Origin of the sequence: Ampullimonas aquatilis (assembly GCF_049675895.1) — a bacterium.
Lineage (GTDB): Bacteria > Pseudomonadota > Gammaproteobacteria > Burkholderiales > Burkholderiaceae_D > Ampullimonas > Ampullimonas aquatilis.
The window spans coordinates 1,843,979-1,870,122 of record NZ_CP183834.1; the positions used below are offsets into that span (position 1 = coordinate 1,843,979).

At 57.6% G+C, this 26,144-nt stretch carries 27 protein-coding genes and 1 pseudogene; 7 read left to right on the forward strand and 21 right to left on the reverse strand.

Translation table 11 applies throughout. From position 1 onward, the window contains the following. The first annotated feature begins 291 nt into the window (after positions 1-291). Both ACMYR3_RS08465 and ACMYR3_RS08470 read left to right on the forward strand, forming a co-directional pair. Positions 292-603, forward strand: coding sequence for a hypothetical protein (locus ACMYR3_RS08465; protein WP_424191235.1), 312 nt, complete (start codon positions 292-294; stop codon positions 601-603). 88 nt (positions 604-691) lie between these two features. Beyond that, positions 692-895, forward strand: coding sequence for a Lar family restriction alleviation protein (locus tag ACMYR3_RS08470; RefSeq protein ID WP_424191237.1), 204 nt, complete (start codon positions 692-694; stop codon positions 893-895). 16 nt (positions 896-911) lie between these two features. Here ACMYR3_RS08470 and ACMYR3_RS08475 read toward each other — a convergent pair whose 3' ends face one another. From ACMYR3_RS08475 to ACMYR3_RS08555, 17 genes and pseudogenes are all read right to left on the reverse strand, one after another. After that, positions 912-2,270 carry a HipA domain-containing protein gene (locus tag ACMYR3_RS08475; RefSeq protein ID WP_424191239.1) on the reverse strand — a complete coding sequence of 453 codons (1,359 nt, stop codon included), beginning with the start codon at positions 2,268-2,270 and terminating at the stop codon, positions 912-914. After that, on the reverse strand, positions 2,267-2,548 hold the full coding sequence (locus ACMYR3_RS08480) for a helix-turn-helix domain-containing protein (protein WP_424191241.1): 282 nt from the start codon (positions 2,546-2,548) through the stop codon (positions 2,267-2,269). The genes ACMYR3_RS08475 and ACMYR3_RS08480 overlap by 4 nt, the downstream gene beginning before the upstream one ends. 81 nt (positions 2,549-2,629) lie before the next feature. Continuing rightward, positions 2,630-2,920, reverse strand: coding sequence for an HU family DNA-binding protein (locus ACMYR3_RS08485; protein WP_424191243.1), 291 nt, complete (start codon positions 2,918-2,920; stop codon positions 2,630-2,632). A 44-nt stretch (positions 2,921-2,964) separates the two neighbouring features. Then, the gene (locus ACMYR3_RS08490) at positions 2,965-3,240 is read right to left on the reverse strand and encodes a hypothetical protein (RefSeq protein WP_424191245.1); all 276 of its coding nucleotides are present in this window, start codon (positions 3,238-3,240) and stop codon (positions 2,965-2,967) included. Between the two features lie 299 nt (positions 3,241-3,539). Then, positions 3,540-5,456, reverse strand: a pseudogene (gene traN / locus ACMYR3_RS08495) (conjugal transfer protein TraN); the annotation flags it as partial. After that, entirely contained in the window at positions 5,453-6,646 is a 1,194-nt protein-coding gene (locus ACMYR3_RS08500) for a hypothetical protein (RefSeq protein ID WP_424191247.1), read from the reverse strand. The gene ACMYR3_RS08500 and the pseudogene traN, both read right to left, overlap by 4 nt. Continuing rightward, a complete protein-coding gene (gene trbC / locus ACMYR3_RS08505) occupies positions 6,643-7,296 on the reverse strand; it encodes a type-F conjugative transfer system pilin assembly protein TrbC (RefSeq protein ID WP_424191249.1) in 654 nt (217 codons plus the stop codon). The genes ACMYR3_RS08500 and trbC overlap by 4 nt, the downstream gene beginning before the upstream one ends. Before the next feature lie 55 nt (positions 7,297-7,351). After that, complete coding sequence (gene traU, locus ACMYR3_RS08510) at positions 7,352-8,365, reverse strand: conjugal transfer pilus assembly protein TraU (protein ID WP_424191251.1); 1,014 nt, start codon at positions 8,363-8,365, stop codon at positions 7,352-7,354. Next, complete coding sequence (gene traW, locus ACMYR3_RS08515) at positions 8,349-8,972, reverse strand: type-F conjugative transfer system protein TraW (protein WP_424191253.1); 624 nt, start codon at positions 8,970-8,972, stop codon at positions 8,349-8,351. Before traW ends, traU begins: the two co-directional genes overlap by 17 nt. Positions 8,973-9,101: 129 nt before the next feature. Next, positions 9,102-9,998 (reverse strand): hypothetical protein, encoded by an 897-nt coding sequence (locus ACMYR3_RS08520; RefSeq protein WP_424191255.1) that lies wholly within the window; start codon positions 9,996-9,998, stop codon positions 9,102-9,104. An 86-nt stretch (positions 9,999-10,084) separates the two neighbouring features. Continuing rightward, entirely contained in the window at positions 10,085-10,432 is a 348-nt protein-coding gene (locus tag ACMYR3_RS08525; RefSeq protein WP_424191257.1) for a DUF3024 domain-containing protein, read from the reverse strand. A 6-nt stretch (positions 10,433-10,438) separates the two neighbouring features. Continuing rightward, the gene (locus ACMYR3_RS08530; protein ID WP_424191259.1) at positions 10,439-10,723 is read right to left on the reverse strand and encodes a hypothetical protein; all 285 of its coding nucleotides are present in this window, start codon (positions 10,721-10,723) and stop codon (positions 10,439-10,441) included. A gap of 11 nt (positions 10,724-10,734) precedes the next feature. Then, positions 10,735-11,211 carry a Mov34/MPN/PAD-1 family protein gene (locus ACMYR3_RS08535; RefSeq protein WP_424191261.1) on the reverse strand — a complete coding sequence of 159 codons (477 nt, stop codon included), beginning with the start codon at positions 11,209-11,211 and terminating at the stop codon, positions 10,735-10,737. Beyond that, a complete protein-coding gene (locus ACMYR3_RS08540; RefSeq protein ID WP_424191263.1) occupies positions 11,199-12,830 on the reverse strand; it encodes a ThiF family adenylyltransferase in 1,632 nt (543 codons plus the stop codon). The genes ACMYR3_RS08535 and ACMYR3_RS08540 overlap by 13 nt, the downstream gene beginning before the upstream one ends. Next, positions 12,827-13,969 carry a CBASS cGAMP synthase gene (locus ACMYR3_RS08545; protein WP_424191265.1) on the reverse strand — a complete coding sequence of 381 codons (1,143 nt, stop codon included), beginning with the start codon at positions 13,967-13,969 and terminating at the stop codon, positions 12,827-12,829. Before ACMYR3_RS08545 ends, ACMYR3_RS08540 begins: the two co-directional genes overlap by 4 nt. Beyond that, a complete protein-coding gene (locus ACMYR3_RS08550; RefSeq protein ID WP_424191267.1) occupies positions 13,963-14,964 on the reverse strand; it encodes a CBASS cGAMP-activated phospholipase in 1,002 nt (333 codons plus the stop codon). The genes ACMYR3_RS08545 and ACMYR3_RS08550 overlap by 7 nt, the downstream gene beginning before the upstream one ends. Before the next feature lie 6 nt (positions 14,965-14,970). Then, positions 14,971-15,195 carry a DUF2188 domain-containing protein gene (locus ACMYR3_RS08555; protein ID WP_023093135.1) on the reverse strand — a complete coding sequence of 75 codons (225 nt, stop codon included), beginning with the start codon at positions 15,193-15,195 and terminating at the stop codon, positions 14,971-14,973. Between the two features lie 294 nt (positions 15,196-15,489). On the opposite strand from ACMYR3_RS08555, the gene ACMYR3_RS08560 reads away from it, so the two are divergent. Beyond that, entirely contained in the window at positions 15,490-15,876 is a 387-nt protein-coding gene (locus tag ACMYR3_RS08560) for a helix-turn-helix domain-containing protein (protein ID WP_424191273.1), read from the forward strand. Between the two features lie 2 nt (positions 15,877-15,878). Next, positions 15,879-16,748, forward strand: a complete 870-nt coding sequence (locus ACMYR3_RS08565) for an ImmA/IrrE family metallo-endopeptidase (RefSeq protein WP_424191275.1) — start codon at positions 15,879-15,881, stop codon at positions 16,746-16,748. A gap of 226 nt (positions 16,749-16,974) precedes the next feature. Here ACMYR3_RS08565 and mobH read toward each other — a convergent pair whose 3' ends face one another. Together mobH and ACMYR3_RS08575 are read right to left on the reverse strand one after the other, a co-directional pair. Then, on the reverse strand, positions 16,975-19,080 hold the full coding sequence (gene mobH, locus ACMYR3_RS08570) for a MobH family relaxase (protein WP_424191277.1): 2,106 nt from the start codon (positions 19,078-19,080) through the stop codon (positions 16,975-16,977). Between the two features lie 64 nt (positions 19,081-19,144). Further along, the gene (locus tag ACMYR3_RS08575) at positions 19,145-19,627 is read right to left on the reverse strand and encodes a S26 family signal peptidase (protein WP_424191279.1); all 483 of its coding nucleotides are present in this window, start codon (positions 19,625-19,627) and stop codon (positions 19,145-19,147) included. A gap of 180 nt (positions 19,628-19,807) precedes the next feature. Here ACMYR3_RS08575 and ACMYR3_RS08580 point away from each other — a divergent pair, with 180 nt between their 5' ends. The 3 genes from ACMYR3_RS08580 to ACMYR3_RS08590 all read left to right on the forward strand — a co-directional run bounded on the left by ACMYR3_RS08580 (position 19,808) and on the right by ACMYR3_RS08590 (position 21,896). Beyond that, the gene (locus ACMYR3_RS08580) at positions 19,808-20,248 is read left to right on the forward strand and encodes a heavy metal-binding domain-containing protein (protein ID WP_424191281.1); all 441 of its coding nucleotides are present in this window, start codon (positions 19,808-19,810) and stop codon (positions 20,246-20,248) included. A 102-nt stretch (positions 20,249-20,350) separates the two neighbouring features. Continuing rightward, on the forward strand, positions 20,351-20,941 hold the full coding sequence (locus tag ACMYR3_RS08585; protein ID WP_424191283.1) for a hypothetical protein: 591 nt from the start codon (positions 20,351-20,353) through the stop codon (positions 20,939-20,941). After that, positions 20,934-21,896, forward strand: coding sequence for a nucleotidyl transferase AbiEii/AbiGii toxin family protein (locus tag ACMYR3_RS08590; protein ID WP_424191285.1), 963 nt, complete (start codon positions 20,934-20,936; stop codon positions 21,894-21,896). The genes ACMYR3_RS08585 and ACMYR3_RS08590 overlap by 8 nt, the downstream gene beginning before the upstream one ends. Here ACMYR3_RS08590 and ACMYR3_RS08595 read toward each other — a convergent pair whose 3' ends face one another. Then, positions 21,897-24,713: a conjugal transfer protein TraG N-terminal domain-containing protein gene (locus ACMYR3_RS08595; RefSeq protein ID WP_424191287.1), complete on the reverse strand. Its 2,817-nt coding sequence runs from the start codon at positions 24,711-24,713 to the stop codon at positions 21,897-21,899. Between the two features lie 3 nt (positions 24,714-24,716). Then, positions 24,717-26,141, reverse strand: coding sequence for a conjugal transfer protein TraH (locus tag ACMYR3_RS08600; RefSeq protein ID WP_424191289.1), 1,425 nt, complete (start codon positions 26,139-26,141; stop codon positions 24,717-24,719). Positions 26,142-26,144 lie beyond the last annotated feature (3 nt).

The following is a 26,144-nucleotide window of genomic DNA, read 5'->3' on the forward strand; positions in this document are numbered from 1 at the left end:
CGCTACGGCGGATAAACGCTATTTCTAGAACAACTGCTGTACTTTGGTACCCGCCTTTCATTAGGTGACGGGCCGAAGGTCAGCATTGGGGCAAGTTGCTGTCACTGGCGGGTATTACATTTCATGTGGCGCTTTTGACGGCATTCTGGGTGGCAGCCTTGGCACCATTATCGGTGCTGGGACACAGTAAATCACGCGAGCCGCCCGAAATGCGTACTTTACGGTCGCATTTCAGTCACAGGCCCCGTCCCTCCATTGCTACGATCACGATGTCGCAAAATGGAGTCTGAAATGAGCCACGTCACCACAAAAAATAGCCTGGAGATTCTGTCCCTGCGCTACGGCGGTTCTCTGCTTCCACTCTCCATGGCTGCTCGCGAAATCGGCATCAACCTCCGAACGGCACACAATCAGATCAGCAAGGGAATATTCCCCGTTCCAACCATTCTGCAAGCTCGGCGGCGCTATGTTCATGTCGAGGACCTGGCTGGGTACATCGATCTATTACGGCGCACTGGCGGAACGGAGAGCCATCTCCCCATGAAGGTGACACAGACGAATGGATGCACGGAAAAGCTGGAAATTCAAACCAACCATGCCTGACTGTACGTCCCCGTGCGGTCCAATCCACCTGCGGCCACTGGACATTTGCGACATTCCACTATACTTATGACAAACAACAGGAGGAGCCATGGTCATTCTCGAATCGTGCCCATTTTGCGGAAGTCAGCATGTTGAATCCAGCGAAGTAGATATCAACGGATGGATGGTTGAGTGCATGGATTGTCATGTGACCGGGCCTATCGGTCGAACCGAGGCTTTATCTGTTGCTGCATGGAATAGGCGCCACCTGAAAGCACCTGTCGATTCGCAATCCGTTGCGACCGCCGCCTGATACCTCCCGACAGGAATCAGGAAAGCTTGGTCAGACGTTCTGCTACCGACGGGTCGAATTCCTTCCTGGTTAGCAGTTCTCCAATCGTCGATTGTCGAGACTTGATCGCATCGGCGACGAACCCTCGTCGCTCTTCAATGACGGGCAGCACTTTCTCTCTCAGAAAATCTCGCTCGACCGGCAACAGCCGTTCGTCTCCGATGATTTTGGAGATGGCTTCCGGCAGGTCTGCGCTCATCCGCGACAAGACGCCGCGAACCAGCCTTGGCGCTACACCGGCCTCATAGGCCATCGCATCCCAGTGCGGCCCCTCAACCCAGCCAGGCTTGTTCTCCCCGGCGATGGACATGGACATGGTCTGCCTTGGCAGATACGCCTCTACGCAGAGCATGTCGTAGAACGGAGCCACCGCCGCTTTCTGCCCCCGCATCAGGAAAGCAATGTTCTTGGCGTGAGCGTCCAGGTTGCCGATCAAATAATTGAAGGCAACCCACTGGACAACTGCATTGGCAGCCACGATTGGGCGATCGATGAACGTGCCTCGAAGAACTCCAAACAAGTGATGCAAACCCAGGCCGCCCTCGCTCTCGTATTTTTTTGAAGGCGCCACACCCAACGCCTGGCACAGGTCTATCTGATGAAGCCGCCCGAATGCCCTGCCAGCCGCCTTCTCCGGGCTCTTATCCAATGGCGCCCGGTCAAACCGTTCGATGACATAAAGTGGCTCGGGGAGATGCAGTAACCCAACCGCAGGTACCGGAACCTTCAGCTCATGGGCGAGGCGCATGCAGAAAAATTCGTTCGCTGGGCAGTGAGGAAAATCCGCGCTGGCGTTCTCTGGCTTGACGATATGGGTCGATGGCGCCGAACCTTCGGGCAGGAACATTGCGCCATGGGCGTCGATTCGCAGCCCCAGTTTCTCCTGGGCACCTGCCAGCGACATGCGGATTTCCTCCCATGACGCCATCAGAGGGAGATTGCGCGACCTGGATTCCTCAATCTTTTCCTGTAGCGCCTCTCGCGCGAGTGGAACCAGAATTTCCCCTATCGCCGCATCGAACCCTTCGGGGATCAGCGAAAGCGCACCTGCGGTGTCCTGTCCGTGTCGAATCAGAAGCGCCCACGTATCTCGGGGGTCGATTCTGTCCCGAAAGGCGATCAGGTCTCGCAGTCGGCCTTCGGGCAACAGGTTCTCGAAGAACCACTCAACCGGCTTGGCGTCCGCAGTGTCTTCGAATTTTCGGGTGGCGATCGGAAAATTGGGCGAGAGTGCATAATCCTTCCACTCAGCCGCGTAGCCGAACTTCCACCGCCCATTTTCAATTTCAATGGTTCCAACTGGAATCCCATTGGCCGAGACAATCAAAGCGCTCATGCCGCTTCACCCGGCAATCTCAGCCTGACGTCAATACCGAACCGGCTGCAGACGGACAGAACTTTTCCGATCTGGGCTGTCGGCTTCCCTTGCTCCAGACCATTAAGAAATGGCAGACTGACGTTGCATAGCGCAGCGGCATCGCGTTGAGTCAGTCCAGATTCCTTGCGAACAGCCCGAAGAATCTCTCCGAGCTCGACGACAGAGGAGATACCAACTTCCCTGTTTGCCATAGATTCCCCGAAAAAGATAAACGATCGTTGAATTTTGCCCTGCATTAGTCCTTAATGCAAGAAAAACTAAACGATCGTTAATTATTGATGCCGCTCCTTTTCCGGTGACGGCACAACCCTGACGGCTTACTTCTTTTTGGCTTTGCCGGCGACTTCCTGTTTGAAGGTGGCGCCCGCAGAGAACTTCGGCACCGTCGTTGCAGCGATCTTGATTTTCTCGCCGGTTTTCGGATTCTTGCCTTCGCGAGCCGCACGCGCTGCCGACTTGAATGTACCAAAGCCCACCAGCGTCACCGAATCACCCTTGGCGACAGCGGTCACAATTTCTTCGACCAGTACATCCACGGCACGACCAGCGGCCGCCTTGGAAAGCTCAGCCTTTGTTGCCAACGCTTCGACCAGCTCGGATTTGTTCATCAAGGTGCTCCCTATGGTTTATCAATAAAAACTGGATTCTCTCACTATTGCGAAGGCACATCGCGGGACAGCGCCCGTGATGCCGCGTCGAGATCAATGCCCTCAGTCGGCGGACGTCCATCACGGCACAGATTCAGTTCATAGCGGACTGCAAAAGGGATTTGCTGACCATTGGTCGTGGGAACGCCGTCTTGCAACAAAGTGGCCTCCAATCGAGCACACCCCGCAGCAGAGAAGTGCCTGATGGTCCTGACCTGAACCCGTACCGGCAACGATGAACGTGTCTGCGCCTTGAAAAAGTCGGCCATCGGGCCGCTCAATTCGCCATCGGATCGGCCGCTTGACGCATCGATGGCAGTCAGAAGATATTGCTTTAATTCGGTCGCGAGGATCTCCTCACTCGATAACAGAGCAAAGAAACAAAGTGCCATTGCGAGTGCCCGGTATCGTTTCATCGGTTGTAGTAGCTGTTTACGCGCTGCTGGACGGTGCCTTGCACGTTCTGACCGAAGGAGCTCGCACTGGGAATGCGAACGCTGGACGATATTTCCTGGATGAATTCGCTCATATCTATCCGGGAAAAGTCCAAGCGCTCGAACTCAGCCGTGGTGAAGCCTGAGCAATCCGGGTTCTCGCCGCTCCCCCAGCTTTTGCCGACCTGGCTCCTGCCCTGCTCATTGATGATCCGGGCCAGGCGGGAGTTGAAACAGCAGTAGGACTGAGTCTGTTCAATACAGGTCCGGATAATGGGCACCCGAGCCGAACAGTACGATCCGACATGCACGCAAAGGTTGGCCTCCCGATGCATCGCGAGAAGCTGTTCAGATTGCTCGCAGGAAAGCAGTTCCGACAATAGTTGCAGCGCGATGGCCGCCGCCATGGAATAGGGATCGAAGTACAGGTTGAAGCTCCCCAAGGACCCGAGCGAATAAATCGGTCCGCCCAGCAGCCCACTGCTCACCACCCCCGTCGAAAATGTCAGACCGTAGAAGGTGAAAGACGGCTGAAAATTCGTCGGCGTGAAGAGTACCTCGGAGGAAATCATGGCCTGCGCACCGGCTTCGACATAGCTGGTGAATTCCGGGTACATGAAGTCGAACATGTACTTGCTGCCGGCGTTGATGGCGAGCTGGCCACCAATCATCACACCCTGCATGGTGGCTGCCATCAGGTTGTGATTGCTCCTGGCCGCACCACCACCGCCTTTCTTGCAGCAGTCGACCAGACCGAAGAGTTTCTTCCGGCATCGCTCGCCCGTACCCTTGAACAGGCGTTGATCGGCACCATAAACCCCGGCCTCGCGGGCTGCCTCCATGGAGGCCATGGCTTTGCCGAAATCCTGATCCGCAGGATTGCTGGTGTCAAAACAGTTGGCGCCACCTTGGCAAAATGACCGCTGGTCGCACACGGTGCGCTGGCTCTGGGTTGCTGGCGACGCCGGGCAAGAATACGTCCGCTCGCTCATGTCGCACCCACCCGATGGCAAGGGATCAACACACTGCGAGGACACTGGCGTGCACCCGCGATCGATCAAGGGCTGACAATCGTTTGTCAGGGTGCTGCCGGCACAGGTGTAGTCCTCAGATCTCGTCCAGCAGGAATCTCCGGAGCTTTGTGCCCCAGTCGGCAAGGGAGAGACCGTCGAAAGGCACACTTGCAAGCCATTGATGGTTTTGCACGGTGTGCTGTCGGTACAAGTAGTCGCCGCATGCACGCAGTTGCTACTGTTGGCGAGCGAGGCGCATTGACTGGTATCGAGCGTGTTGGATCGGATGGTGTAGGACGTGTTGAGTTCAACCACGGTCGGCGTACCGGTCGATGCCGTGACATTGGTGCACTGGTAGCGACGGGTATATTGGTTGCAGGAGCCATCAAACGCCGAGCTGTCGCAGGTCGAGCTGACCAAGGCGCACCCTTGCGTCGCCTTGATAGCTGCGCAATAGTCGACATGGTTCTCGGCGATGCAGGAATAGTCGTCCTGGTAGCTCCAACAGGTTGCCGTGGAATTCAGTCCGCCCGCGGGCGGTGTGACACCGGCCAGGCAGACGGTCGCCCCACTGGAATCGAGTTTGCAAGGGGTGGAATCCACGCAGGCATGCGACGCCAGGCGGCATCGCGAGTTTTGCGCATAGCTGCTGCACTGACTGGTATTCGCCGTATCCGTGACCAGTGAATAGGTGTTGTCGAGACGTACTGTATTGGTGGGCGTGCCCTGGTTGTTTCCGCACCGGAACGTCTTGGTGTAGGTATTGCAAGTGCCATTGAATGCCGTATCGCTACACACCGAGCTGGTCTGCCCACAGCCTGCGGCCGTCAAAGCTGAACAGTAGTCGATCGAGTTCGGCTTGATGCAGGTGTAGGTATCCTGATACTCCCAGCAGCCACCGACATCCGTCAGCGTCACCACGACTCCCGATATCGTCTTGCTTGCGGTGCTATCCACGCAGCTCGAACTTTCCAGCCTGCAATCGCCCGCGTACGCATACCCGCCGACAACGAGCAAAACCACCAGCACGCATCGGATGGCCTTTCTCATCTTGCCCGCTGCTGCAAGGTGGCGCACTCATTCGATGTCCAGCTGCCGACCGTCTTCGACATGGGGAGTTGCAAGGCAGCCCCAGTACCCGTTCCACCCGAGGAGTTACATCCGGAACTCACATTCCGCATGGACGGCGTGCAGGTCGTCGAGTTGCAGCTGACGCTGAAGTAGACGTACAGGTTGCAACCGAAACCGAGATTGCTGACGTAGTAATCGGTGACGGATTGGCCTGGGGCAACCGCCACCGGAAACTGGCCATAGCTGCCATCCCACGGATAGCCGATCCAGTTGTAGTCGTAGCGATTGACACCGTCGTAGGAACGGTATGGTTCGACGACATAGGAGTGGCCATCACTTCCGCAGAAAATGTTCATGGCCATATAGGGATCGACACACCAGCTGCAGTCCATGAATGCGGTTCGGCCCAGCCATGCCCCGGGCGTGCATTGACCGAAACCAACTGTCGCCGAGACGCCGCGGCGACAACTCAAGGTCTCGTAGCCTTGAACGGTCTGGTTGCACTGGTAGTTGTAGGCGGTGTTCACCGAAATCTGCCGACCGATGAAACACGTTGCGTTGCTCAGCGTCTGCATCTGCTCGACGCACTGGTAAAGGTGATACTGATCGACCGTGATCTGGCGCGCGGTCGTGCACAAATTGCTGGTCACCGGCCGATACTCGGTGCAGATTTCCGTCGTAAAAGTCGCGGGGGTCGTATCCGTCACCACCCGGCAGGATTCCGTGCTCGAACCCACGTTGATTCCGGTGAATTGCAGCGCGGGATTGCTGGCGATCGAGTTGGCGCGACTGATCAGAGGATCCGTGGCCCGGTCGATCGAGAAAGCGGGCCTGACGCTGGGATTCCGGGCAACGAAATTGACGGCATCGCACTCCTGCCGTCGATAGGCGTCCGCATCTGGAGCCTGGCTGGAACAATCCGTCACCTTGGCAACCCCGGGGCCGGAAAGCTGCCCCATTCCCCCTTGGAAATACTGGGTCTGGCTGGCGCTCTGGCCATAGCCCGGAATAATGGTTGTCGCATTACCGGTGCCGATTCCCTGAAATGCGCCGCCCACCGCTCCTGACCCGAGCGACCTTCCATCGCCAAAGGCGGTGCTGGCGTCATAACCCTGAGCAAATACCGACGTTATTCCGCTGACGAGATAGAGTAGCCAGAGGAATCTCATGGCATGCGGCCCGCCAGCCTGACCGAGAACCGTCGAGCCGCATCGGCCCAAGTCGGTGCCTGACGCTCGATGAGATCAAGGGCGTAGTCCTGGGTGACATCGCCGTCGACCTTGATGTAACTCGTCGGGGCCGCGCAGCCATCCGTGCCAATCCGGGTTGCCTGGCTTGGTTTGGCCAGAACCAGCGCCGGGACCTGCGTCACCTTGAATTGGGTGAACGCCGGTGGGTGGATGATGGCAGTGACGTTTCGCTTGCCGATCAGCTTGGCAATTTCCTCTCCCATCCGTGCCATCGAATCGCCTTTGAAACCACGTAAAACCAGGACCGCACCCGACTTTTCCGACTGGATGACGATTCGCTCCAGAGATTCCCGAGGCATCGAGAAGGACACAAAAATCATCAACTCCGGCGAGTCTGATGCGTTCGGCCGATTGCTTGCGGCCGGAAACTGGCGGTAGCCTTCGGCGATCTTGGCAATATCGGCCTGCTTTGCCTCTGGCTTGGGCAAGGACTCGACCTTGGGGACTGAAGGCGCACCGAAGTCCTTGGGCAGCTTGCCGGAGCCAAGTGCTTCCTCCATGCGCTGCCTGGCCAGTCGCATGTCGTAATCAGTCGGTAACGCTGCCTGTCCCCAGGCTTGAGTAGCCATGCAAACCCAAAGGCATATGGCGACGGGAAAGGTGCGCGTAGAGCCGTTCATGGCGTCAGAAGGCTCCCTGGCAGCAGTTGCGCTTGCGGAACACCATGTAGGCGAAGTCTTCGCCCTCAAACGGATATTCCTTTCCGGCACCCCACAAGATCGTCGAACGCCCCAAGGGCTGGCAGCACTTCCCGGCGATCTTCGCGGTTTGCGGAACCGGGTACAGCATCTGATACTTGTAGCCGGTCTTGTCCATGATCGGCTGCGGGTAGTAACCGCACAAGCCGTCCTCGCCGGAGGCGGCCCACATCAGACCTTCGCGGTGCATCTTGGCGATCAGTCGCGTCATTTCCAGGCTGGAAGCCTGTACCCCACCGATATGCGCTTGCACGTTTCCGTTGAGTGGATACAAGCTGCCCTGACATCCGGCACACCAGAACAAGGCGTTCGATGGAAAACCTGCGGTTGCCGAGACACAATCCGCAGCACAGGCGGCTCGTGCCGGGAGATTGCCGAACAAGGCAACATCGGGATTGAAGATGAAGGTCAGTTCGTCGTCGTTCCACATGGGATCGAGTTCGGTGAGGTACGCCACGTCGAATGAACTTTGTTCCAGGCAGGCGTTATCAAAGATCGCTTCGAGCCAGAAAATGATTGGATCGACATACCAATGCACCTGATAAAACGACGATGTCGCGGTGCTGTCCTGGCTGAAGCGGGACCCGCGCGGCGCATCGAAGCCGGGATTGAGTTCGATGCCACCAAGACTGGTCATGCAGAAGGGACGGCGCACCACATCCACGCGCCGCACCGGCTCCCAGAAGCTGACCTTGAAGCCGACACGCAATTGCGATGGACAGAGGCAGACGGGAGATCCACCAGGATTCGGAGTGTCTTCCTGATCGAGGGAAACCAGATCGAGGCCGCCAAATCGGAGCGGCATCAGGCAGCTCCAGCAGATGTCCGTAATCGGATTGGCAAACCGCCCGGTACAGGTTGCCGTAGCAAAGGCTGGGCGCAAGAAAAGCACGCCGAGCACAATGACCGAAACGAATGCGAGGCTACGGGCGGACTTCATCGATCCGCAATCTCTTGCCGTCCTGGCTGACGATCGCCGGCACTTGGCGAATCCCCAGTCGCCGAACCAACGATCCACCTTGGTCGTAATACACCGCCTGCTTCCAGGCCCGCATCAGTTTCAGGGGTTCTCCGGCCACCAGGATCGGTTTGTTCTTCCCGCCCCCCTCGCCCAGCCGAAGCTTGGCAAAGGCCACCTGCCGACTATCACGCCCGTCGAAAAACAGCAGCTTTCGGGTCAAAGAAACATGATCGAACGGATTGATCTTGATGCCGCGAGCGAAAAGCAAGGCGCCTTCCGCGTTGCGAATATCCCGATCCACGGTCAAGGTCGGATCGACATGGTAGGTACGGGGTGCGTCGGTGGCCTTGACGCCAGCAACAACCTTGGGCGCCTCGATGCCGCCGATCACCTTGTCGCGATATTCAGTCTGCTTGCGCGCCAGTTCACCGGATTTTTCCATTTGCTTCAATCGGGCCTGGATGACCTCGATCAAATCCGGTTCCGCGATCTCATAGGTCGGGCCGACGACACCCAATTCCGCAGCGAACGCAGAAAATGTCGTACAGGTGAAAAGCACAAGGAGAATGCGAACCAGAGACCACATAAGGGGCGATTTTGGCTGGGGGGAACACCTCTGGATTTTTGAAATGCGCACTTTTCGGGCGCATTTCGGCTACCTGTTAGCAGCTACGGTCGCTGACGACTCGACGGGGCGCTACGTAGAGGAAACGAACTACGATGTAGGCGTCGGAATTGTCTGGTTGCGAACCCTGGACGGGGAGCATCGCGCGAGGATGCGCTTCCAGCCATTTCTGGCGGTTACGGCTTCGGCAAGAATGTCGAGATACTCCGCACCGTCCACGCGTTCATCGTTGGGCAGCGGGGTTGCAGCCAATTCGCTCAACAAGTCTTGGCGATGTTTTGAATCGCGCCCTAGTTCGAGCAGGCGGCTGTATGCCTCGCAGGCATAGGCAAATGTTTCGCGCTTCCGATACTCAATCTCGAGCAGCCATTCCCGATGCCGTGAATGGGGCAGCCCCAGCGTCTCGCGTTTGCAGTTGTGGAAAACATGAGCGGCTTCATGGAGGACGAAATCGTCGAAGGGATTTGCTGCGCGGAAATAGTCTGTCGAAACGTAGCAGGTCGTTTCGATGCTCAATCCAAGGATCGGTTGAGCCTCAACCGACAGCAATTCCGCTGAGTGGCTGGCCAGATAGAGGTTGGCCAAGTCCCATGCCGTACCGAGCCAAGGCATTTCCCGCAGAACCGGGACGATGTTCCTTGGCGTTAGGAATATCACGGAGCGTTCAAGCATGGCAAGGACGATCGCCTGCTCAATTTTGGGGAAAAGCCCCTTCACCATGCCGCTGAATTTCTGGTGTGTGAACTGGAGAATATCCAGATCGTCGGGAAGCGCAGTGGCAGGGCGATCCTGCGTTCTTGCCAGCACTTCTGCGACCAACGCCTCGCGCATTTCCTTGCTTCCGTTTTGTGATCGGTCGAAGAATCCGCTGCCCGGCCAGGCTTCGAACTTCGGATCGTGGCCCCCGCTCTTCAGGTAGGTTTCGACTTCCTCCGACATGCTCGGATGCGCTACGGACTGCGTTTGGATGCTTTGGCGACGGGACATGCGATCATCTTACGTCAGCAAAAAAACGGGATTGGCTCTGCGACATCTCCGCGATTCCTGGCTACGGATAGTCGCCATATCGCTGGTCAGCCGAAAAAGCAGCCATGCGCGTCGGCATCGACGACTTGCAGGAATTCGCCGATGGACGCGACAGTCGGCACCGGTTCGTAGCTTTGCCACTTGAGGCTCGCGCGCATCCAGAATACCGTCCAATGATTCTGGGTACGCACATAGGTTGCCTTGGCGATCGGGTGCTGATGGACAATGCTGCGATCATCCCATTGCGAACGAATTTCGAGTATCTCGACGCTTTGCCCGGAAATGCGATAGCCGATGTCGAGGTCGGCACGAATGTGCGCAGGAGGCCGACGCTTCGCGAGGAATGCATCCGTCGCTTTCTCAATGCGCTTCATGTCGAAATCGTTGAATGCCATTTTCCCTTACTCCAGGTCCGCGATAGTGTGCAGCTTCGCCAGCAGATCAGGCAGGCCGGCTTGACTCGCGACATCACCGGGCAGATGACCAGCCAATGCGTCGTGGAAGGCGTGCGTTGCAAGCAACGCACGCGTGTTCTCGCGCAAGAAGCAGCGCAATTCGGCCGCACCCTGCAAACATTCTGAGATCAGATCGTCTCGTCCGTCGATGACGGCGATCAAATCGCCCAGCTGGTCGCTGACGGTGCCCCTGCCGGACATCTGATCGAGACTGGAATGCCGGTACGCCATTGGTTTGTGCCCTATTCGACAGGCGTAAGCACCGAACCGCGTCCTGAACTCGGCACTAATTCAACAAACATGGATTTTCGCCCAACGATGACAGACAACATAGGTCTCTTGTCCCGACGCTTCGCTGATAAGAGGTTCCATTCCGATCTATCGAGACCAGAAGGTTGTGGATAGTCTTCCGGATGGGTGTGCCATTCGCCCAAGTATCGAACGGTTCCCTGACTCGCCGTCCAACGAGACAGAGCGATTGCTTCGTGGCCAAATGGCATCCGCTCAAACAGGAAGCGAAACCGTTTATCCCATGCCGTAGGAACCGTCGCTTGCTCGATGAGCATATGGGCTCCATGAACCGAACCGAGCAGAAGTCCACCAGCTTCGCAGTCGGAATCACTGGCTTGAACATGCAGACAGAACGTCTCCATCGTGGCCGGCGAGAAATGCAGCAGCGTTCTTTTATCATCGGTCGCCCAGGAACTCATGAATTGCATAGGGGACACTCCCGATCCCGAAGTGGATCGCAATCGGGTGTCGCAAGTCGATAGGCGCCGCCGATCATCCTGGTTCGTAGCGCAGGGGAATAAACGCCGTTGACCCAGTCAAGGGTCACCTCAGCGCCTAGGCTGGCAGCGTTCACCGACACCGAAGCGGGGAATGGCACGTACAAGCCCTCGCATCCATGCCCCGCCAATATGGCAGGAAGAGGATCAACGGTGGAGCGGAGTTCGCCTCTCCTGTTGCTATGCCACAGGCAGCGATAACACGCACCAGATGCGTTGGTCTTCAGGAGCGCACGGACAGCCGTTCCCGGCCCCTCGATCCAGACCGAAAGCATCGGCATCGGAGGCGGATAGCGGCCGGCCAGCCAATGCCCGAGGGATTCTTCCCCGGTGGCATCTATGAGCAGGTCCAGCTCTCCCAATTGGGCTTGCCTGACATCCACGGGGAGTGCACGAATCTCGGCACCTGGCGCCAAGCGGCAAAGCTCTTTCGCCATGGCCTCTGCTTTGTTCGACAGGAGGTCCGGGAATCCCAGGCGATGGCGCCCGATGTTTTGCGGAAGAAGACTATCGAAATCCACGAGCGTAAGTTTTCCGCCGCATGTTCCCGCCCCGGCCTTGACCAGCATATCCGACAGATATCCGCCGATCGTTCCGCAACCCACTATCGCAATTTTTTTACCTGCCAGCGTCTTTGACTTGGGTATGTTCCGCTGAGCAAGGTATCGATCGTCGATTCTGACAACTGAGATTGGCGTTACCTTCAACCCATAGGTCAGATCCCTGCGATCTGCGAGCTTGCTCTTCTGGACCGGACGTTGGTGGTCATAGAGAACCACAAAGCCATAGGTCATTAACGGCGATTCGATGACGATCAGTACGCCGTTGGCCTGTTTCCTTTTTCCCTCCTTGATGCGCTCGTGAATCTTGCGCCGGCACCGAGGGTCAAGGTTGCCTTGCCATGCCAACATATCCCCAACTGTTTCAGGAGGCCAACTGTTGGTCAAAGGTCGGGGTTGAGCACCAGTTTTTACCCGGTAAGTCAGCACCGTTCTGTCAGTAGCTTGGTAGCCGAGCGACTTTAGCTTCTTAGTTGTTCGATCTTCGTTGTCGGTGATAAACCACAAAGGATTCCCGTTGGCCTGCGCGACTATGCATTTCTGTCGCCCTAAGTCCTCACCTTGCATGTCCACGAAACAAAGCCAACCATCCCAATAGGCGAAGAACTCTTCCGCGAGATCTTCGACCATCTCCCCTTTTACGATCTGTCCGAACACGACAGCGGCGCGTTGCAGGCACGCCAGCGACTGTCCGACGGGATCATAGATATCCAGAACGACCGTGCCCTTGGCAAGATAGCAAATCCCGCCATCAGCGCCAAGATGGGGAACCGCTGCGGGCAGGTCAGGAGGGATCTCCAGCAGCCGAATGCGAGGCAAGTCGACGAACGTTGGGTCAAGCTCGACTTCGCACGGACAATCCTTGTCCCCCTGGGGCTGGGACAATCGCCCACGCAGCGTGAACCAGCCGTCATCCGTCTTGCCAACAAACTCGAAGCCTCGCTGCTTGAAGGCGTCGATCACATCTGCGATCGCAGCGGCGCTACTCATCCGGCCTTAGTTCGCCCAACAAGTTCGCTCGGGCCGGCTGTTGCGGGAGCTGCGGCAATGGTGGCGGCGACAGATACCACCTTGACCCGATCCGGCTCGTTCGGAAAGCGCGGGCCGAACTGGCCTTGCACCCAGATACAAGCCTGTGAAGGACTGCCGGCACCGGTTGCTCCGCGAAGCACTTTCTCAAATTCTTCGAACGCCTTTGCCGCCTCTTCGACACCCGCTTGGCCAAGTCGCTCCGTGAGCGATTCGGAGTCATCCACAGGGTTGTTCACTCCGCCACGCAACCGGGCTGGAAGGGCAGCGACGACATCCAATAAGGCGATGTCGTCACGCCGATCACGCTTTTCAAAAAGCGGCGCGGCAGCCGCCATCAACAGAATGGAAGCGGGCCCACCGCTGGCCCACCTCCAATCGCGGAACGCCTTCAAGTAACGAACGACGCGGCGGAACTGCTCCCCCTTGGCATCCACTTCGCCCAGAAACCACTCTTTCACGGGCCTGGGGTCGGAGGGCATCCAGTTGCATTCACGATGAGCCAGGAGCACTTTGTCGCGAGGCAACGCCGTCCATGCATCCCTCTCCGCCTTAATCACTGCGTCCATCACCGAGTCATAGCCATATCGCCTCATCGAGGCCTCTGCCAGACTCACGAATTCTTGGTCGGGGATCGCGTACAGCGGGATGTCAATGTGGGCATGCGTTGAAATGACGATACGGATGCAAGTCGGCTTGTCGGTGACGAGCTTCCACTGCTTTTCCTCAACCAGCGGCCTCAAGGCTTCTTCCGCAGCGGAGAAGAAGACCGTCGTTGAGGTGCTCGGACGCTTCGTCTGTGAGACGAAACTCATTGGCAGATAGCAGCCGTCATCGACATCCGCCTGCTGCGGTCGTTGTGCCGGGGAGTTCAACGTTTTGTACGCCCACGACCCTTGCGTGAAGAAGCGCGGTTGCGGCACCTCTTCCGTGTATCCGCTTGCCTTCAGCACTCGAGGGATGCCTGTGCGCAGGCAGTCCCGGACACTCGCGCGTGCGCTGGCAATCCAGACGCGTTGTTCAGGCGTCAGATCCAACTCGTCATGCATGCAGGATTCGTCATCAACGGTGGTGAAGAAAAGCGGGCTGAGGTTCAGCATGCGGCCTCCGGAACATTCTTATTGGGGCCGTGATAAAAGGTTGGTGCGCCGGCCTGATGCGCTCTAAACGGTTGGAAAAGAGGATCGCCGAGCGCGCGCTGCGCCGCGTGGTTACCGCGATCCTTGAGCGTGTTCGTTGCGCCAATGGAAACCCGATCCAGTGCCTTCACATCCTTGCTTTGATCCGGCGTCGCCTTGTCATCGATCTGAAAGTAGTCGCTTCCCAACAACTGCCGCAGCATGTAGTCCACCGAAGATTCCTGAGCGGAGATCACGAGGTCGAAGAGTCCCCCGCGCCACTTGCCGAACCCGCGGTCAAGGCTAGCGCCACCGCGAACGGTCGCGCCGATCGTCATCGTGCCGATGGAGAGAACCCGAACCAGCGCGTTCTGCTTTGGTGCCAGGAACGTATTGACTTCGTGCAATCCGAACAGGCCGGGCGCGTTGCCCACAAGCCCCCCGTCCGCGAAGACACCGCGGTCGTTGCGCTCCAAAGGAAAGTAGACGGGCGCGGCGGCGGTCGCCAACGCAACATCGATGATCCTCATGCGGTGATCCAACTCAAACGAAGGATGGTGAGGTGTCTTGAAGAATTGCCCGCGCCCCGTCGAATAGTTGACTGCCGGCACGAGAACACGATGCTTCAGGTCGCCTATCGTGGTCCCTTGGAAGCGTTCGGTCAGCACTTCCCGAAGTCCCGCCGAGTCATGCTTTGCGGTCAGCCAGAATCCCAGCAGCCGCCGTGGAAGGCTGCGGCAACCAAAGATGCGGCTGCCTTCGTCTTCAAACAGTGCTTTAAGCTCTTGGGCCGGAATTTCCGCAGCCAGCCCCAAAGCCAGCATCCCTCCTGCTGATGTGCCGCAAATCAGATCAAAGTGCGAAGCAATAGGACGGCCCAGCACAGTTTCGAGTTCGGCAAGAACTGTCGCCGTGTACAGGCTGCGATAACCGCCCCCTGACAAGGCAAGCACATGGTAGGTAGGGATACCCGTCATGGCACTTCAGCCCTTCGGCGGGAAGGAGTCGTTGCCGTGGCTATCCTTGTCACGGATACGGCCATCCGGACGATGGATGACGAGTTCGGACTGCTGGTTGCGTGCAATGTCCCTCGCTGCGTCGATCGCCTGTTGCTGCGTGTCGTGCACCGAGGTTGCCCGCTGATTGCCGGCGCCCTTGACGGCCCAGCCGTCCTGGTGAGGGACAACATGCTGATTCTTGCCTGCCATGATGGATCTCCTACAGTGGAACTGTCAAAGCCCCAGCTGCTAGGCTGGGTGGGTTGTCAAAGACCACCTGCTGTAGCACAATACGTTGCTCATGCAGACAACGGGAAGGTCGAGCCAATCCAATCTGGAGCAGTTATAAAACCTACGTCCGTTGTCTGGCTAGACAACAATGTATCAGAACACGGACACCGGTGCAACTAGCATGCGGCGCACGCCTTTGAACATCAACCAGATGCGGAGAGGTAGCAGATGACTTGGCTCTCTCCCCCCCCGTATTCGCGAGGATCAGAACTCATGCCGCAAACAGGCCTAGGCGTCGCCCTCAAGACGCTACGCGAACGCAGAACTCTTTCCCTGCGTGAAATCGGCCAGCTGTCGTCAGTTGATCATGCTTATATCCACCGTCTTGAGACCGGCGAGAAGACAAACCCATCCCAAGACTTGGTTGCGAAGCTGTTGAGGGTTCTCAAACCAGGAGAAAGAGATGCAGCGCTTTTGATGTGGCTGGTTGACCATGCCGACGCTGATCCAAACCTTGTTGAATTCGTGCTACATGACCCCTCAATCAGCATCGATATTTTTTCGACCGCAGCTGGAGTTAGGCATCGGGGAAATGCGAGGCCTGACCCCGCGACGCTGATCGCTCGAATCAAAAAAGCCTTCGACGACGAGGACGACTGAATATGGACGAGGCGGATGTCAGACAGAAAGCAAGAGCGTTTGTTGCGAATGTCGATGTTTCGAACATCCGGGAAGACTTGTCCCCCTATGTGACAGCAGCTAACGCCAAGGTCAAGAAGGATGAGCTTGGCGAAGGGGAGTCTGGCTATACGGTTACCAAACCAAACGGTAAGCACATCATCACAGTGAACTCCATAGAAACTGACGAGCGCCAGCGCTTCACTGTCTGCCACGAAATAGCGCATATCGTGCTCGGCTTGGACTCAAGTCACGAGGAAGTACCTTCGTGGTCCTATGCAAAACGACATCCGAATGAGATCGCCTGCGATACGTTTGCCGCTGAACTGCTGATGCCATATCAGCAGTGGCTGTCCGCTGCACCCAAAGAAGAGCCATCCCCCGAGCTTATCCAACACATGGCCGATATGTTCTGCGCATCATTCCCAGCAGCGGCGTCAAGGTTCGCCAGTCTCAGCGATATGCCTTGCGCATTCGTCACCATGGAGCGCGGGGCAGTGCGATATGCCGCACGCTCCACGGCGTTGCGGCAAGCAGGAGCATGGATACCTCCCAGGTCGGCGATTCCAGCGGGCTCCGTGGCTCACCGAATCCGCTCCTCAGGAAATAGTGTCACGGAGACGGGGGAGGTTTCACAGGACGTCTGGTTCGACAACTGGGAACAAGGCCTTGATCTCTGGGAACTTTCAAGGCATTACCAGCGCACCGACACCACCATCTCACTGCTATGGTTCGACAGTGACGAATTGCCAACGGTGGAGGTAAATCGCTTCGGCGCACGTGTCGAAGACGATGGGGGCTTGGCTGAACTAACGGGAGAACTGCCATGGCCGGGGCGAAGCAGGCGCCGCTAGTAAGCCGACACGGCCTCGACTGCAAAGAGATTGCCCTTTACGCCTGAACCACTCACTCAAAAGTCTGGCTTGAACGCCCCCAAACTCATAGGCACCTAACGGCCGCTGCCTAGCTTTGAGCGGCCGTATCGCGAAGTACACAAGGACGGCGGCTTTGCCGATATGCCGAATACCACTGAACTGTATCGAGCGGTAGTTAATATTTGAACAGAAACCTCGGTGCCCGTTACGCTCGAATCCGAAAATACACCTTCGGTTTTCTGTCCTCTGTCGTGAATCGATCAGGATCGATGCCCTTCAAGCCAAAAATTTGCGAGCGTGACGCCTTGATGCCGGCTTTCAGCACTGCCTCGGCATCCCGGACATTGATCAGCAGATAGCCGTTTTCGTGATCGGCAGCCAACGTCCCATCGTTCACCGCTTGCCGAAGCACGCGCACGACATCCTCAAGCAGCGCACGTTGGCGGGCAACCATCTTTTCTACGGCGCCCTCCTCCTTCGAGGAAACCATCGGGAGGACAGGATGAGTTACCGAAGGTAGAGGTTCTGTCGCGTCCTTTTCCGTCGTTTCGACCTTCGCTACAGGTTTGGATTCTGACTTGGGCACCGGTTTCGAAGCTTTTTTGGACGTACTCTTTGCCCTATTGATGTCCATCAATGCCGCCACGACCGGCTGGAGGCGGAGGATCTTCCAAGGGGCTCCAATACCGACCTGAAGCTCGGCGACTTTTCTGAATGGTGCCATGGGATCGACCACCAGCCAGTTTCTTCGCCCAAGTTCGTCGAGGATCGTCTTGTTCTCCAGTCCGTACCCCTTGAACGCATCAGGCCACTTCAGACACAGGATTCCTTCCGAATCGACATGAGTGAGCTTGCTGCCGTCTCTGCGGCCGTGCTCGATATCCTCCACCAGCGCTTTAAGCGCTTCGCCAACCGGACCATCCAGTTGATCAGGCGGTTGATCAGGCGGTTGATCAGCGGGCGGTGCAGCCGGTGTGGCCGAAGTGACGACGGCGGCTGGAACCACTTCGACGGTCGGCTCCGCGGGTTTTGTCGGCGCGACAACCGATGCGTTGCTCAACGACTTGGTGGGCGGATCGTCGTTACCAACCAGCCTTCCAGCTACCGATGCAGGCAGTGAATCCAACAGTGCGCCCGGGTTGTTGAGGCGTATCGCCTTCAGTTGTATGTTGGGAATTTTTTCCGCAAGGATGGCCGGCGCGATCAACCAGTAGCGGTTGCCATCGAGCTGCCCGACTTTGAATTCAGCCAATTTGCGCTCGACCAGCATGTCGAGAATGCTGTTCGGTGTCCTCGGCAGTCCGGGCATTTTTTCCTGGTTGATGATCGCAGCGATCTCCTCGCCCCCTGCTGGCCAGACCAGGTAGAGATGTCCGTCCATGTGCCATAGCCTCGATCCCGGTTCGTTGACAATCCAGACCCCGTCCCGAACCAGTCGACGCATGATATCGAGAAGAATCCGCTCAACGGGGATTCCTATTTCGTAGCCAGCAAAGTTGGCGCCCATGCTCTCGATGTCACGCGTCACGCTGACCTGATCAGATCGTACGATCAGGTTGTGGATCATGTTTTCCTGACTGGGATGGCCACTGATCGCTTCCATCATCCAGGTCACCAGATTGGGATCGCCCTGCGATATCCAGCCCAATCCGGTTCTACCGACGATGCGTTCAACCAGCAGCAGCGAGACCGAGGTGTGGGATGTTCCGCGGTTCTTGCGCCAGCGCAGGAAATAGCGGTCTACCTGATTGCGGATCGCCCAAGCGTAAAGATCTTCGCAAAATGGATCCCATATTTTCCCTCCATCCTGGTTGGTCACCATCAGATCGGTGATGGGCTTACCCAGGTCATGACACAGTGCCGCGAGAAAAACCGCCGAATGCCAACGCGGTTCGAGTTCCCGCCGCCGTCGCGGAGTTTGATCGCCCGGCAGAAGTACCCTATCCCCGGACTGTAATGACCACAAGGCAACCTCGATGGCATGCCGGAACAAGCCCCCGGCGCCACGATGATGGTGAGTCTCGCTGGCGGGCAGCAAATGGGCGTAGGAGGCAAAGCGGCGCAAGGGCCCCAGATAAAATTCCTCATAGACATCTTTCGACGCCAACCCGGACTCTCGAATCTGCCCAATCAGTTCTTGCTGGGTTTCGATCAGCCGATCGGGATGGGATGCCGGCAACCCTTTGACAAAGGGGGGGTAACGCGGGATTTCATCGTCAGGCAAGGATTTGGCGATGGGCGGTATCTCGATTACTTGCTGCGGCAAAGAAATCTCTCCCTTGCCCATCACTTTCTTCAGCAAGTGCAACATGCGAGTTTCCTGGCGGAGACGTTGACGGCACACCCGCAAAATTCGAGCGGCATCTTTAATCCGCTCATATCAGCCGAAACGCACGGCCGATAACTTGATCGCGTTTTACCCATCCCGTCAGTTGGTAGCGGGAATCGAGACTGTCGGGGTGCCCGCCCGCGACGTAATAGCTACCTTCCGGAATCACCCCCACGGGTCCTGGAATCAGCGGTTCGCCAGTTCTTGCCCGTTCCTTGGCTTGCCCCACCGCCCGGCCATCCACGTAGAAATCCCGTCCTTGCGTCGTCACACGCGATCCAGGCAGGCCAACCAGGCGCTTAACGAAGATGCTTCCTTTCGGATACGGCCAGTTTCGCTCCCACCGAAAAGCCACGAACTCACCACTATCGGGGAAGGTGTCCTTGCAGATGACAAATACCGTTCCCGGCAGGCTTTCCGTCAGGTTGAAAGCGAGCATGTAGCTTCCGCTCACCGCCAAGTAGGCGGCCATCAGCCAGAGGATGAGCGGAAATCGGATTTCTTGCCATGTCGAGTATCGGAATCGCATGGCCTGACTCTATGGGATAGCCAGCGGTGCCGGTTTTTGAAATGCGCACTTCCTGGCCGCATTTCACCCACGCAAGCAAGAAGAGCCGTCTCAGGATCGGCCTTGACGACTGACTTTGCCCGTTGCAGTTTCGGGCGACTGTGAGAAGCTGAAACGAAATACAGCCTTTGGAGACTTTTCATGAGCCTGGCCGCAGCAACCCAGACGAGCAGTTTTTTCGGGTGGATGCCCATCGTAGCGTGCGTCCTTGCAGGACTCACGCTGTACCGCTGGAACCGGCGGAACAAAACAGTCGCTCATCGTCAGATGGATCGAATGCTTTCGGATCTGGAGGCGATCAAACACCAGGTTCTGCTGATCTCGACCGACCTGCCACCATCAAGGGCGGCGATCCGGACGATCGGCTACCTGGAGTCGGTATCAGCAGTCGAGGCCGCGTCGGATGCTGATTACCAACTCGCCGAATGCGATGCCCTTCTGACTCTGGCCCGAAACGCCTTGGCAAAGGGAGCGAACGCCATCGTCGGCCTGAGGAAAACCCATGCCCATTACGACCAACCAGGATCGCAATGGCGGGTTTCCCGAGTGATCTATTCCGGTACCGCCGTCGTGGTGACGTAAAACGCAACGCTCAAGAGTCGATTTCCCTTGACCGGAAGGCTGTGGCATACTTGCATGAAACGTCAGTGAGGTTTTTGAAACATGCTACACCGAAAAAACACTGTGAATGCCGCACTCGACCGGCGATGGAAGCAACTGGCCGGCAAGGTTTTTCGACGTAAAGACCTGGCCGATGAATTGCCCAGCGTTGATCGGGAGCTCGGTCTGGCAGTGAAGGCCGGAACCGTGCGAAAGGCTGCTCAGGGGCTTTATTACGTCCCCCGAAGAACGCCGTTTGGCGATGTACCGCCAAGCGAGGAAGCGCTCGTCGAAAAGTTTCTCGATGATCATCATTTCTTGATGTTCAACCCGAGCTGCTACAACGCATTGGGCCTGGGTACCACGCAGCTTTACGACAAGACCGTCGTCTACAACCACAAACGCCACGGCAAGTTCGCCCTGGCCGGGTTTGAATTCGACTTTCGAGACAAGCCGCGTTTCCCTTCGCGCAAGCAGGTCAATCGCGAATATCTGCTGGTCGATATGCTGAACAACCTGACCGACCTGGCAGAAGATCCGGAAACCGTGTTGTCCAATGTGCGCCGCAAGCTCGACACCTTTGACGAGGGCCGTCTCGAGAAGATGCTGGCCGATTTCGGATCGGCCAGGACGCGCCGCGTTTTTCGGCAAATGAAGTCGGCTGTCCATGCCTAAAGCCGCGACCCTTCTGCACGACCATCCCAACTTCACGGATCTGATCCGCCAGGTTGCCCAGGCTCAACACGTTGCCTCCTATCTGGTTGAGAAGGACTATTGGCTGATGCAAAGCCTGTGGGGATTGCAGCAGCAGGGTTGGACGTTTCAGCTCAAAGGCGGAACATCCCTCTCGAAAGGGCATCAGATTATCCAGCGCTTCTCCGAAGACATCGATCTTCGCATCGAGCCGCCGGCGGATCGCGATGTCAAAACAGGTAAGAACCAGGACAAACCCGCCCACGTCGAGACACGACGGCTGTATTTCGACTGGCTGGCCGAGGAGATCGCCAAAAAGGGGATCGCGGGTTTCGAGGCTGTCGAACGGGATACCGAATACGACGATGCTAAGTACCGCAGCGCCGGCATCCGGTTACGCTACCCGGTGCAAACCGAATTCCTCCCGGGAATCAAGGAAGGCATCCTGCTGGAAGTCGGTTTTGACGATACCGCACCCAACACGCCCTGTACCATCACCTCGTGGGCACTGGATGCGGCGCTCAAAAGCACGGTGAAGGTAATCGACAATCGTGCCCTCGCGGTACCTTGCTACAGCCCGGCCTACACCTTCGTGGAAAAGCTGCAAACGGTGTCGACCAAGTTTCGGCAGCAACAGGATGCCGAGGTTTTCCCGAAGAACTTCCTGCGCCATTACTACGATCTGTACTGCCTTCTGGACAATCCGGAGGTGCAGGCATTCCTCGGCACGACGGCCTACCATGCCCGCAAGAAAGAACGCTTTCGGGCCGGCGATAACCTGCACATCGCCAGCAACGAAGCCTTCTTGCTGACAGATTCCTCAGTTCGCGCGCTCTACGACAGCAAGTACCGTGAAACCGCCTCGCTTTACTACGCCGGACAAGTGCCGTTTCAGAGCATTCTTGAACGTCTAGCGCAGTACCTGGACCGGATGTGATCATTTCTTTCCGGCAAGCGTGTCGGTCAAATATTTGCCCGGATTGTCTCCGGTAAGACCGTCTGCAATCCGGCCCGCCGCTTCTCCGACCTGTTCGACCGTTTCAGCCGTCTTGCCTGCCACCGAGGTCGGCTTGAGCTTCCGGAACGTCGAAGGTGTCGCGTTTTCCTGATGGGTTTGCCCCGCCCCAGCCTGCCGGTCACGAACCTCGAAGCTGTTTCGGGAGAACTCCTGCATCGCCGTATGCATGGCCTGATCCGTCGGAGTAGCCTGAGGAGACACGCCAGAGCGTCTGGCGGCACCCTTCACCTGTCCCAGATAACCCGCGCCTGCTGCCTCGACCGTCTGTCCGTCCGGCACTCCCGCGCGATTCGCCTCATGGCGCGCCCGCACTGCCTCGGCGCCAGATACTTGCCCCGCCATTTCTCCCAGCATCCGGTCGTAGTTCTGGGTGGTGTATTCCTCGATGTAGGGTCGCAGGCGATGCGGATCGCCCATGACGCCCTGGAACTTCTCGTAGTTGTATTCAAGCTTCGGCAGCAGGAAGTCCTTGATGAAGTGATCCTGAAGCTGGAGGTTGGAGCCAAGCTGCCCGGAATGGGACAGCTCCCACATCTGGCGATGCCCCTCGGTTTCCTGAAACGAGGAACTGAGCGCATCACGGGACTGCCGTGCCCGATCAAGAGACGCTCGCTGTCCTTCCGATCCCGACGTCTTTCCTTCGTCGGAAGTTCGATAGTTTCGCTCCCAGCCATTGTCGATGACGGTGCCGACTTTCTTGCCAAAGCTCGACTCACGGGCAAACTGAGCCATTTCCTCCAGGGAGCGCATCGAGTCGGCCGAGTTTCGCATTTTGGCTGACATTTCCACACCACCACGCAGGCCGGTAATTTCGAGCAGCTTCGGCGTACTCATGCCCATCGAAGCCCCAACCATGAGTTCCATGGCCACCTTTTCGCTGACGCCGAGTTTTCGGGCCCATTGATCGACCTGCCGCAGGGTGTCATTTGCTTCCTGATTCCGGCTCGACCCCATGCCGTGCCGGTAGCCTGTAGTGTCACTGGCGCCCTTCGCATGTGATCTTTCGAATCCGGCTTCCTGCTTGATCGCCGCCAGAGCACTTTCAGCGTACTCCGAGGATCGTTGCTGCGACGCCTGCTGCGAGCGCTCATAGTTCTCCTTGGCCGCAGCGCCGAGCGAATCGTTGAGTGCCATGTCGGCGCGCACATCGCTCTTGGCCTGTTTCACCACAAAGCCACCGCCGGAAAAGTGGCTGTAGTCGAAGCCGCCCCGCGCCTGATACTGGGTTGCCCCTTGGCGCAGGCTCGGGTTCATATCGACGGCCAGACCCTTCATGGTGTCGTGGCTGGCGTTGTTGAGCGAGGCATTACCCATCTGCATGTTGCCCATAGCCAGGCTGCTGGCGATCTTCTCGGGGTCGCGGGGTGGCGCAACCAGACCTGCCACGGCCTGCATGCCGACCTCACCGCCCTTCACGACAGCGGCGGCAATGGCGGGAATGGAGATGACCAGCATGCCGGCAATGGCCTGGTCGCTGACAATCGCGGTGTTCAAGAAGCTCATCTGTTCGATCGACAGGCCGCTCGATGCGCTGCCGCTGATGTACTGGCTTCTCGAATACATGGTGATGATGAAGTTCATCACGGCGTACAGCGGCGCCCAAAGCTGTATCCAGAAGAGACTCGCCGCATAGGACTTGATGACCCCGGTCGCCTGGTGACCGCTCAACACCACGAAAAGGAGGAACACCGGAAAGATCGCGTATTGCACCATCTCGATGGCGTTCCTCACCTTCGGCATGGTCGACTCGGCGACCCGCGCCATCAGTTTGTAGGAATCACTGGTCGAGCGCAGCGATTGCGCCATCGCCAGATTGGTCTGGGCGCTGGCCGCATCGCCCAGTTGCGCCGGCAACATGTACTGGGCATCGATCATGAAATTGGCGACGATGGCCTGCTTCACCGTGTCCTGTGCCGACGACGAAATCCCGAGAAGATAGTTGGTCGAAGTCGCCAGCGATCCCGCAATGGCAACGCCGGCATCAGCTGTCGTCATGCGGGGATAGAGCCTGGAACCAAGCAATGTCACTTGCCGGCTCGTCTCGGCGGTGATCTGGGTTGTCAGCGTCTGATAGCCCGCGTCACATCCCACAGTGCTCATCAGCGTCGGATCGGCGAGATCGCGGATCGTCACCAACCTCGATGGATTGGTTTTGCCGTTCAGGCTGTCCCAGATGTTATTGACCTGGAGAATGTCTTCCTTCATGCGGATATAGCCGGTCGCAATGTCGGGCGCAACACACTCCCGGTAGAACTCCAGCAGATTACTGGTCAATACCGGATTCCCGCTCTTGATCGCCTGCCGTTCCGAAAGGACGCGATGCCCGAAGAGCGTCCCGTTCCTGCGGAACTTCACATCGTCAGGCAGCGAAAAAACCGTCTCGAAAGAACCGGTGAGCCAATCCCCTACCTTGCTCATCGTGTGCGCGAATGCCCCGAGACCAATCGGCACATTGGCCACGGCCCGCGGTGGCTCGTTGCCCGTGCGATCAATGATCATGACCGTCACTTTGGGAATAAGCAGCATCGACTGGAAAATGGCGAGGAAGAAAAGCCACTTCCACATGCCGTCAAGCCGCTCCCTCCCGGTCAAAGTGGCGATGACGACGACGATCATGCCGACGATGGCGATGGTTTGAAGCAGGCCACGGTAATCGCCACTGCCCATGAGCGAGGCAACCGCATTGAACATCGCCTCCAGCTCGACGACATTCCAGTAGGCATAGACCTCGTACATGGCTTACCGGTTGAAGACAGCCATCGACTGGAAGATGTTGGTCGGCATCCCGGAATTGAGACTCTGGTGCATCAATTGCAGCGAACGGCTGAGTTCGGCGACCTGCATCCCTTTCTGATATTCGGCACGAAGCATGTCACGCGCTTCCTGCTCGACCTCGGTCAGCCGAACAAGGATTTTTTCTGCAGCCATCACGGCATCCGGTCCGCTTTTTCCGGCATCGTTCTGCAAGGCATTGCGCAGAGTCTTTGAAAGGTTCGTGAAGTACGCGTAGGCGACATCCACGGCGATCAGTTGGGCGTAATCCTCGGTGATGCGGTCACCGCCAGGGATACTGCTGGATACCGCGAGCATCTTCCAGACAGGCAACGAGGAACTACCAATCAGAGCCGCATCCATGGAGGACTGTCCACCCGTGTCACGATTGACGATCTTGTCGCGCATGGTGGCAATCCGGGTACGGACCTGGCGGGAAAACGGCGCAACCGTGAATGCCGTCTCCGAAAAACTCGGCGTCATACATTCAGCCAGATCCGTTCCACATTTGAGGCCTGGGAGATTGACGGTGGCCGACGCGCCGTCACCAACAAACTGGCGAAACGTCAGCTTGCCCCCGGGCAGGTAGGTCCATCTGGCTTTTTCATCGGCGTTTTCACCAGGTGGCGTGACGATGATGGTGCCGGTCAGACTCATCAACAATTCTCGTGTTTCGTCGGTGATGCCGGAAATGCGGTTGAGTGAGCGCCAGACCACGTTGCCGGGATCGAAGATTTCCCGCGCGCCCTGCGAGGTGGCTTTTGCGGCATTGCGAATGTTCTTCGCCGTGGTGCGACTCTTCTTCCATTCATCCCAGGACTCAAAGACGTCACCGAACATGTTGAGACTGGCCCCGGCCGTCTTGCCTTCCTTTTCCTGGACGCGATCCGTGACCATGCTGCCCACCGCGCTGACTATGCCCTCTGCCGCCTGGCAGGAGTTGATGTTCAGGTTGTTCATCTTGGTGGCCTGGTCCTGCAGGTACTTCAGCAGATCGCAAAGGTCGGGCGACATCGAGCACAGGGCCATGTTGAAGGCGGCGCCAATGGCGTTATTGCCGATGTTCCGCAGCAGCGAGACAAACTGTTCCTTGTTGATGAAGGAAAACGACCCAGCGAAGAGATCAATGCCGCCGCATCCGGCGCTGAAGGACGGCGGCGAGATGCTGGCCAGTTGATAGTTTCGGACAGGCGTTCGCATGTACAGGCTGCCGCCGGTGTACATGTTCATGGTCTGACCGCGGTAGGCATTGGGGCCGGTGACGTTGCCGTAGGCGCCGATCTCGTTGAACCAGTCCTGCATCGACTGGTTGACGGTGGCGTGCGCAGGAACGCAGGTCAGCGCAAGCACGAAGGATGCAAGTTGCGCACAGCGCCGTGATGAAAGTGCCATGCC

Excerpts from the sequence above, each read along its gene's own strand:
- ACMYR3_RS08590 (WP_424191285.1), top strand. The coding sequence starts at position 20,934 with ATGCCTAAAGCCGCGACCCTTCTGCACGACCATCCCAACTTCACGGAT.
- ACMYR3_RS08530 (WP_424191259.1), bottom strand. The coding sequence starts at position 10,723 with ATGGCGTACCGGCATTCCAGTCTCGATCAGATGTCCGGCAGGGGCACC.
- ACMYR3_RS08485 (WP_424191243.1), bottom strand. The coding sequence starts at position 2,920 with ATGAACAAATCCGAGCTGGTCGAAGCGTTGGCAACAAAGGCTGAGCTT.
- trbC (WP_424191249.1), bottom strand. The coding sequence starts at position 7,296 with ATGGCTACTCAAGCCTGGGGACAGGCAGCGTTACCGACTGATTACGAC.
- ACMYR3_RS08575 (WP_424191279.1), bottom strand. The coding sequence starts at position 19,627 with ATGCGATTCCGATACTCGACATGGCAAGAAATCCGATTTCCGCTCATC.
- ACMYR3_RS08555 (WP_023093135.1), bottom strand. The coding sequence starts at position 15,195 with ATGGCAGGCAAGAATCAGCATGTTGTCCCTCACCAGGACGGCTGGGCC.
- ACMYR3_RS08595 (WP_424191287.1), bottom strand. The coding sequence starts at position 24,713 with ATGTACGAGGTCTATGCCTACTGGAATGTCGTCGAGCTGGAGGCGATG.
- ACMYR3_RS08480 (WP_424191241.1), bottom strand. The coding sequence starts at position 2,548 with ATGCAGGGCAAAATTCAACGATCGTTTATCTTTTTCGGGGAATCTATG.
- ACMYR3_RS08600 (WP_424191289.1), bottom strand. The coding sequence starts at position 26,141 with ATGGCACTTTCATCACGGCGCTGTGCGCAACTTGCATCCTTCGTGCTT.
- ACMYR3_RS08580 (WP_424191281.1), top strand. The coding sequence starts at position 19,808 with ATGAGCCTGGCCGCAGCAACCCAGACGAGCAGTTTTTTCGGGTGGATG.
- ACMYR3_RS08540 (WP_424191263.1), bottom strand. The coding sequence starts at position 12,830 with ATGAGTAGCGCCGCTGCGATCGCAGATGTGATCGACGCCTTCAAGCAG.
- ACMYR3_RS08550 (WP_424191267.1), bottom strand. The coding sequence starts at position 14,964 with ATGACGGGTATCCCTACCTACCATGTGCTTGCCTTGTCAGGGGGCGGT.
- ACMYR3_RS08565 (WP_424191275.1), top strand. The coding sequence starts at position 15,879 with ATGGACGAGGCGGATGTCAGACAGAAAGCAAGAGCGTTTGTTGCGAAT.
- ACMYR3_RS08525 (WP_424191257.1), bottom strand. The coding sequence starts at position 10,432 with ATGGCATTCAACGATTTCGACATGAAGCGCATTGAGAAAGCGACGGAT.
- traU (WP_424191251.1), bottom strand. The coding sequence starts at position 8,365 with ATGAAGTCCGCCCGTAGCCTCGCATTCGTTTCGGTCATTGTGCTCGGC.
- ACMYR3_RS08465 (WP_424191235.1), top strand. The coding sequence starts at position 292 with ATGAGCCACGTCACCACAAAAAATAGCCTGGAGATTCTGTCCCTGCGC.
- traW (WP_424191253.1), bottom strand. The coding sequence starts at position 8,972 with ATGTGGTCTCTGGTTCGCATTCTCCTTGTGCTTTTCACCTGTACGACA.
- ACMYR3_RS08520 (WP_424191255.1), bottom strand. The coding sequence starts at position 9,998 with ATGTCCCGTCGCCAAAGCATCCAAACGCAGTCCGTAGCGCATCCGAGC.
- ACMYR3_RS08560 (WP_424191273.1), top strand. The coding sequence starts at position 15,490 with ATGCCGCAAACAGGCCTAGGCGTCGCCCTCAAGACGCTACGCGAACGC.
- ACMYR3_RS08535 (WP_424191261.1), bottom strand. The coding sequence starts at position 11,211 with ATGCAATTCATGAGTTCCTGGGCGACCGATGATAAAAGAACGCTGCTG.
- mobH (WP_424191277.1), bottom strand. The coding sequence starts at position 19,080 with ATGTTGCACTTGCTGAAGAAAGTGATGGGCAAGGGAGAGATTTCTTTG.
- ACMYR3_RS08500 (WP_424191247.1), bottom strand. The coding sequence starts at position 6,646 with ATGAGATTCCTCTGGCTACTCTATCTCGTCAGCGGAATAACGTCGGTA.
- ACMYR3_RS08545 (WP_424191265.1), bottom strand. The coding sequence starts at position 13,969 with ATGCTGAACCTCAGCCCGCTTTTCTTCACCACCGTTGATGACGAATCC.
- ACMYR3_RS08470 (WP_424191237.1), top strand. The coding sequence starts at position 692 with ATGGTCATTCTCGAATCGTGCCCATTTTGCGGAAGTCAGCATGTTGAA.
- ACMYR3_RS08475 (WP_424191239.1), bottom strand. The coding sequence starts at position 2,270 with ATGAGCGCTTTGATTGTCTCGGCCAATGGGATTCCAGTTGGAACCATT.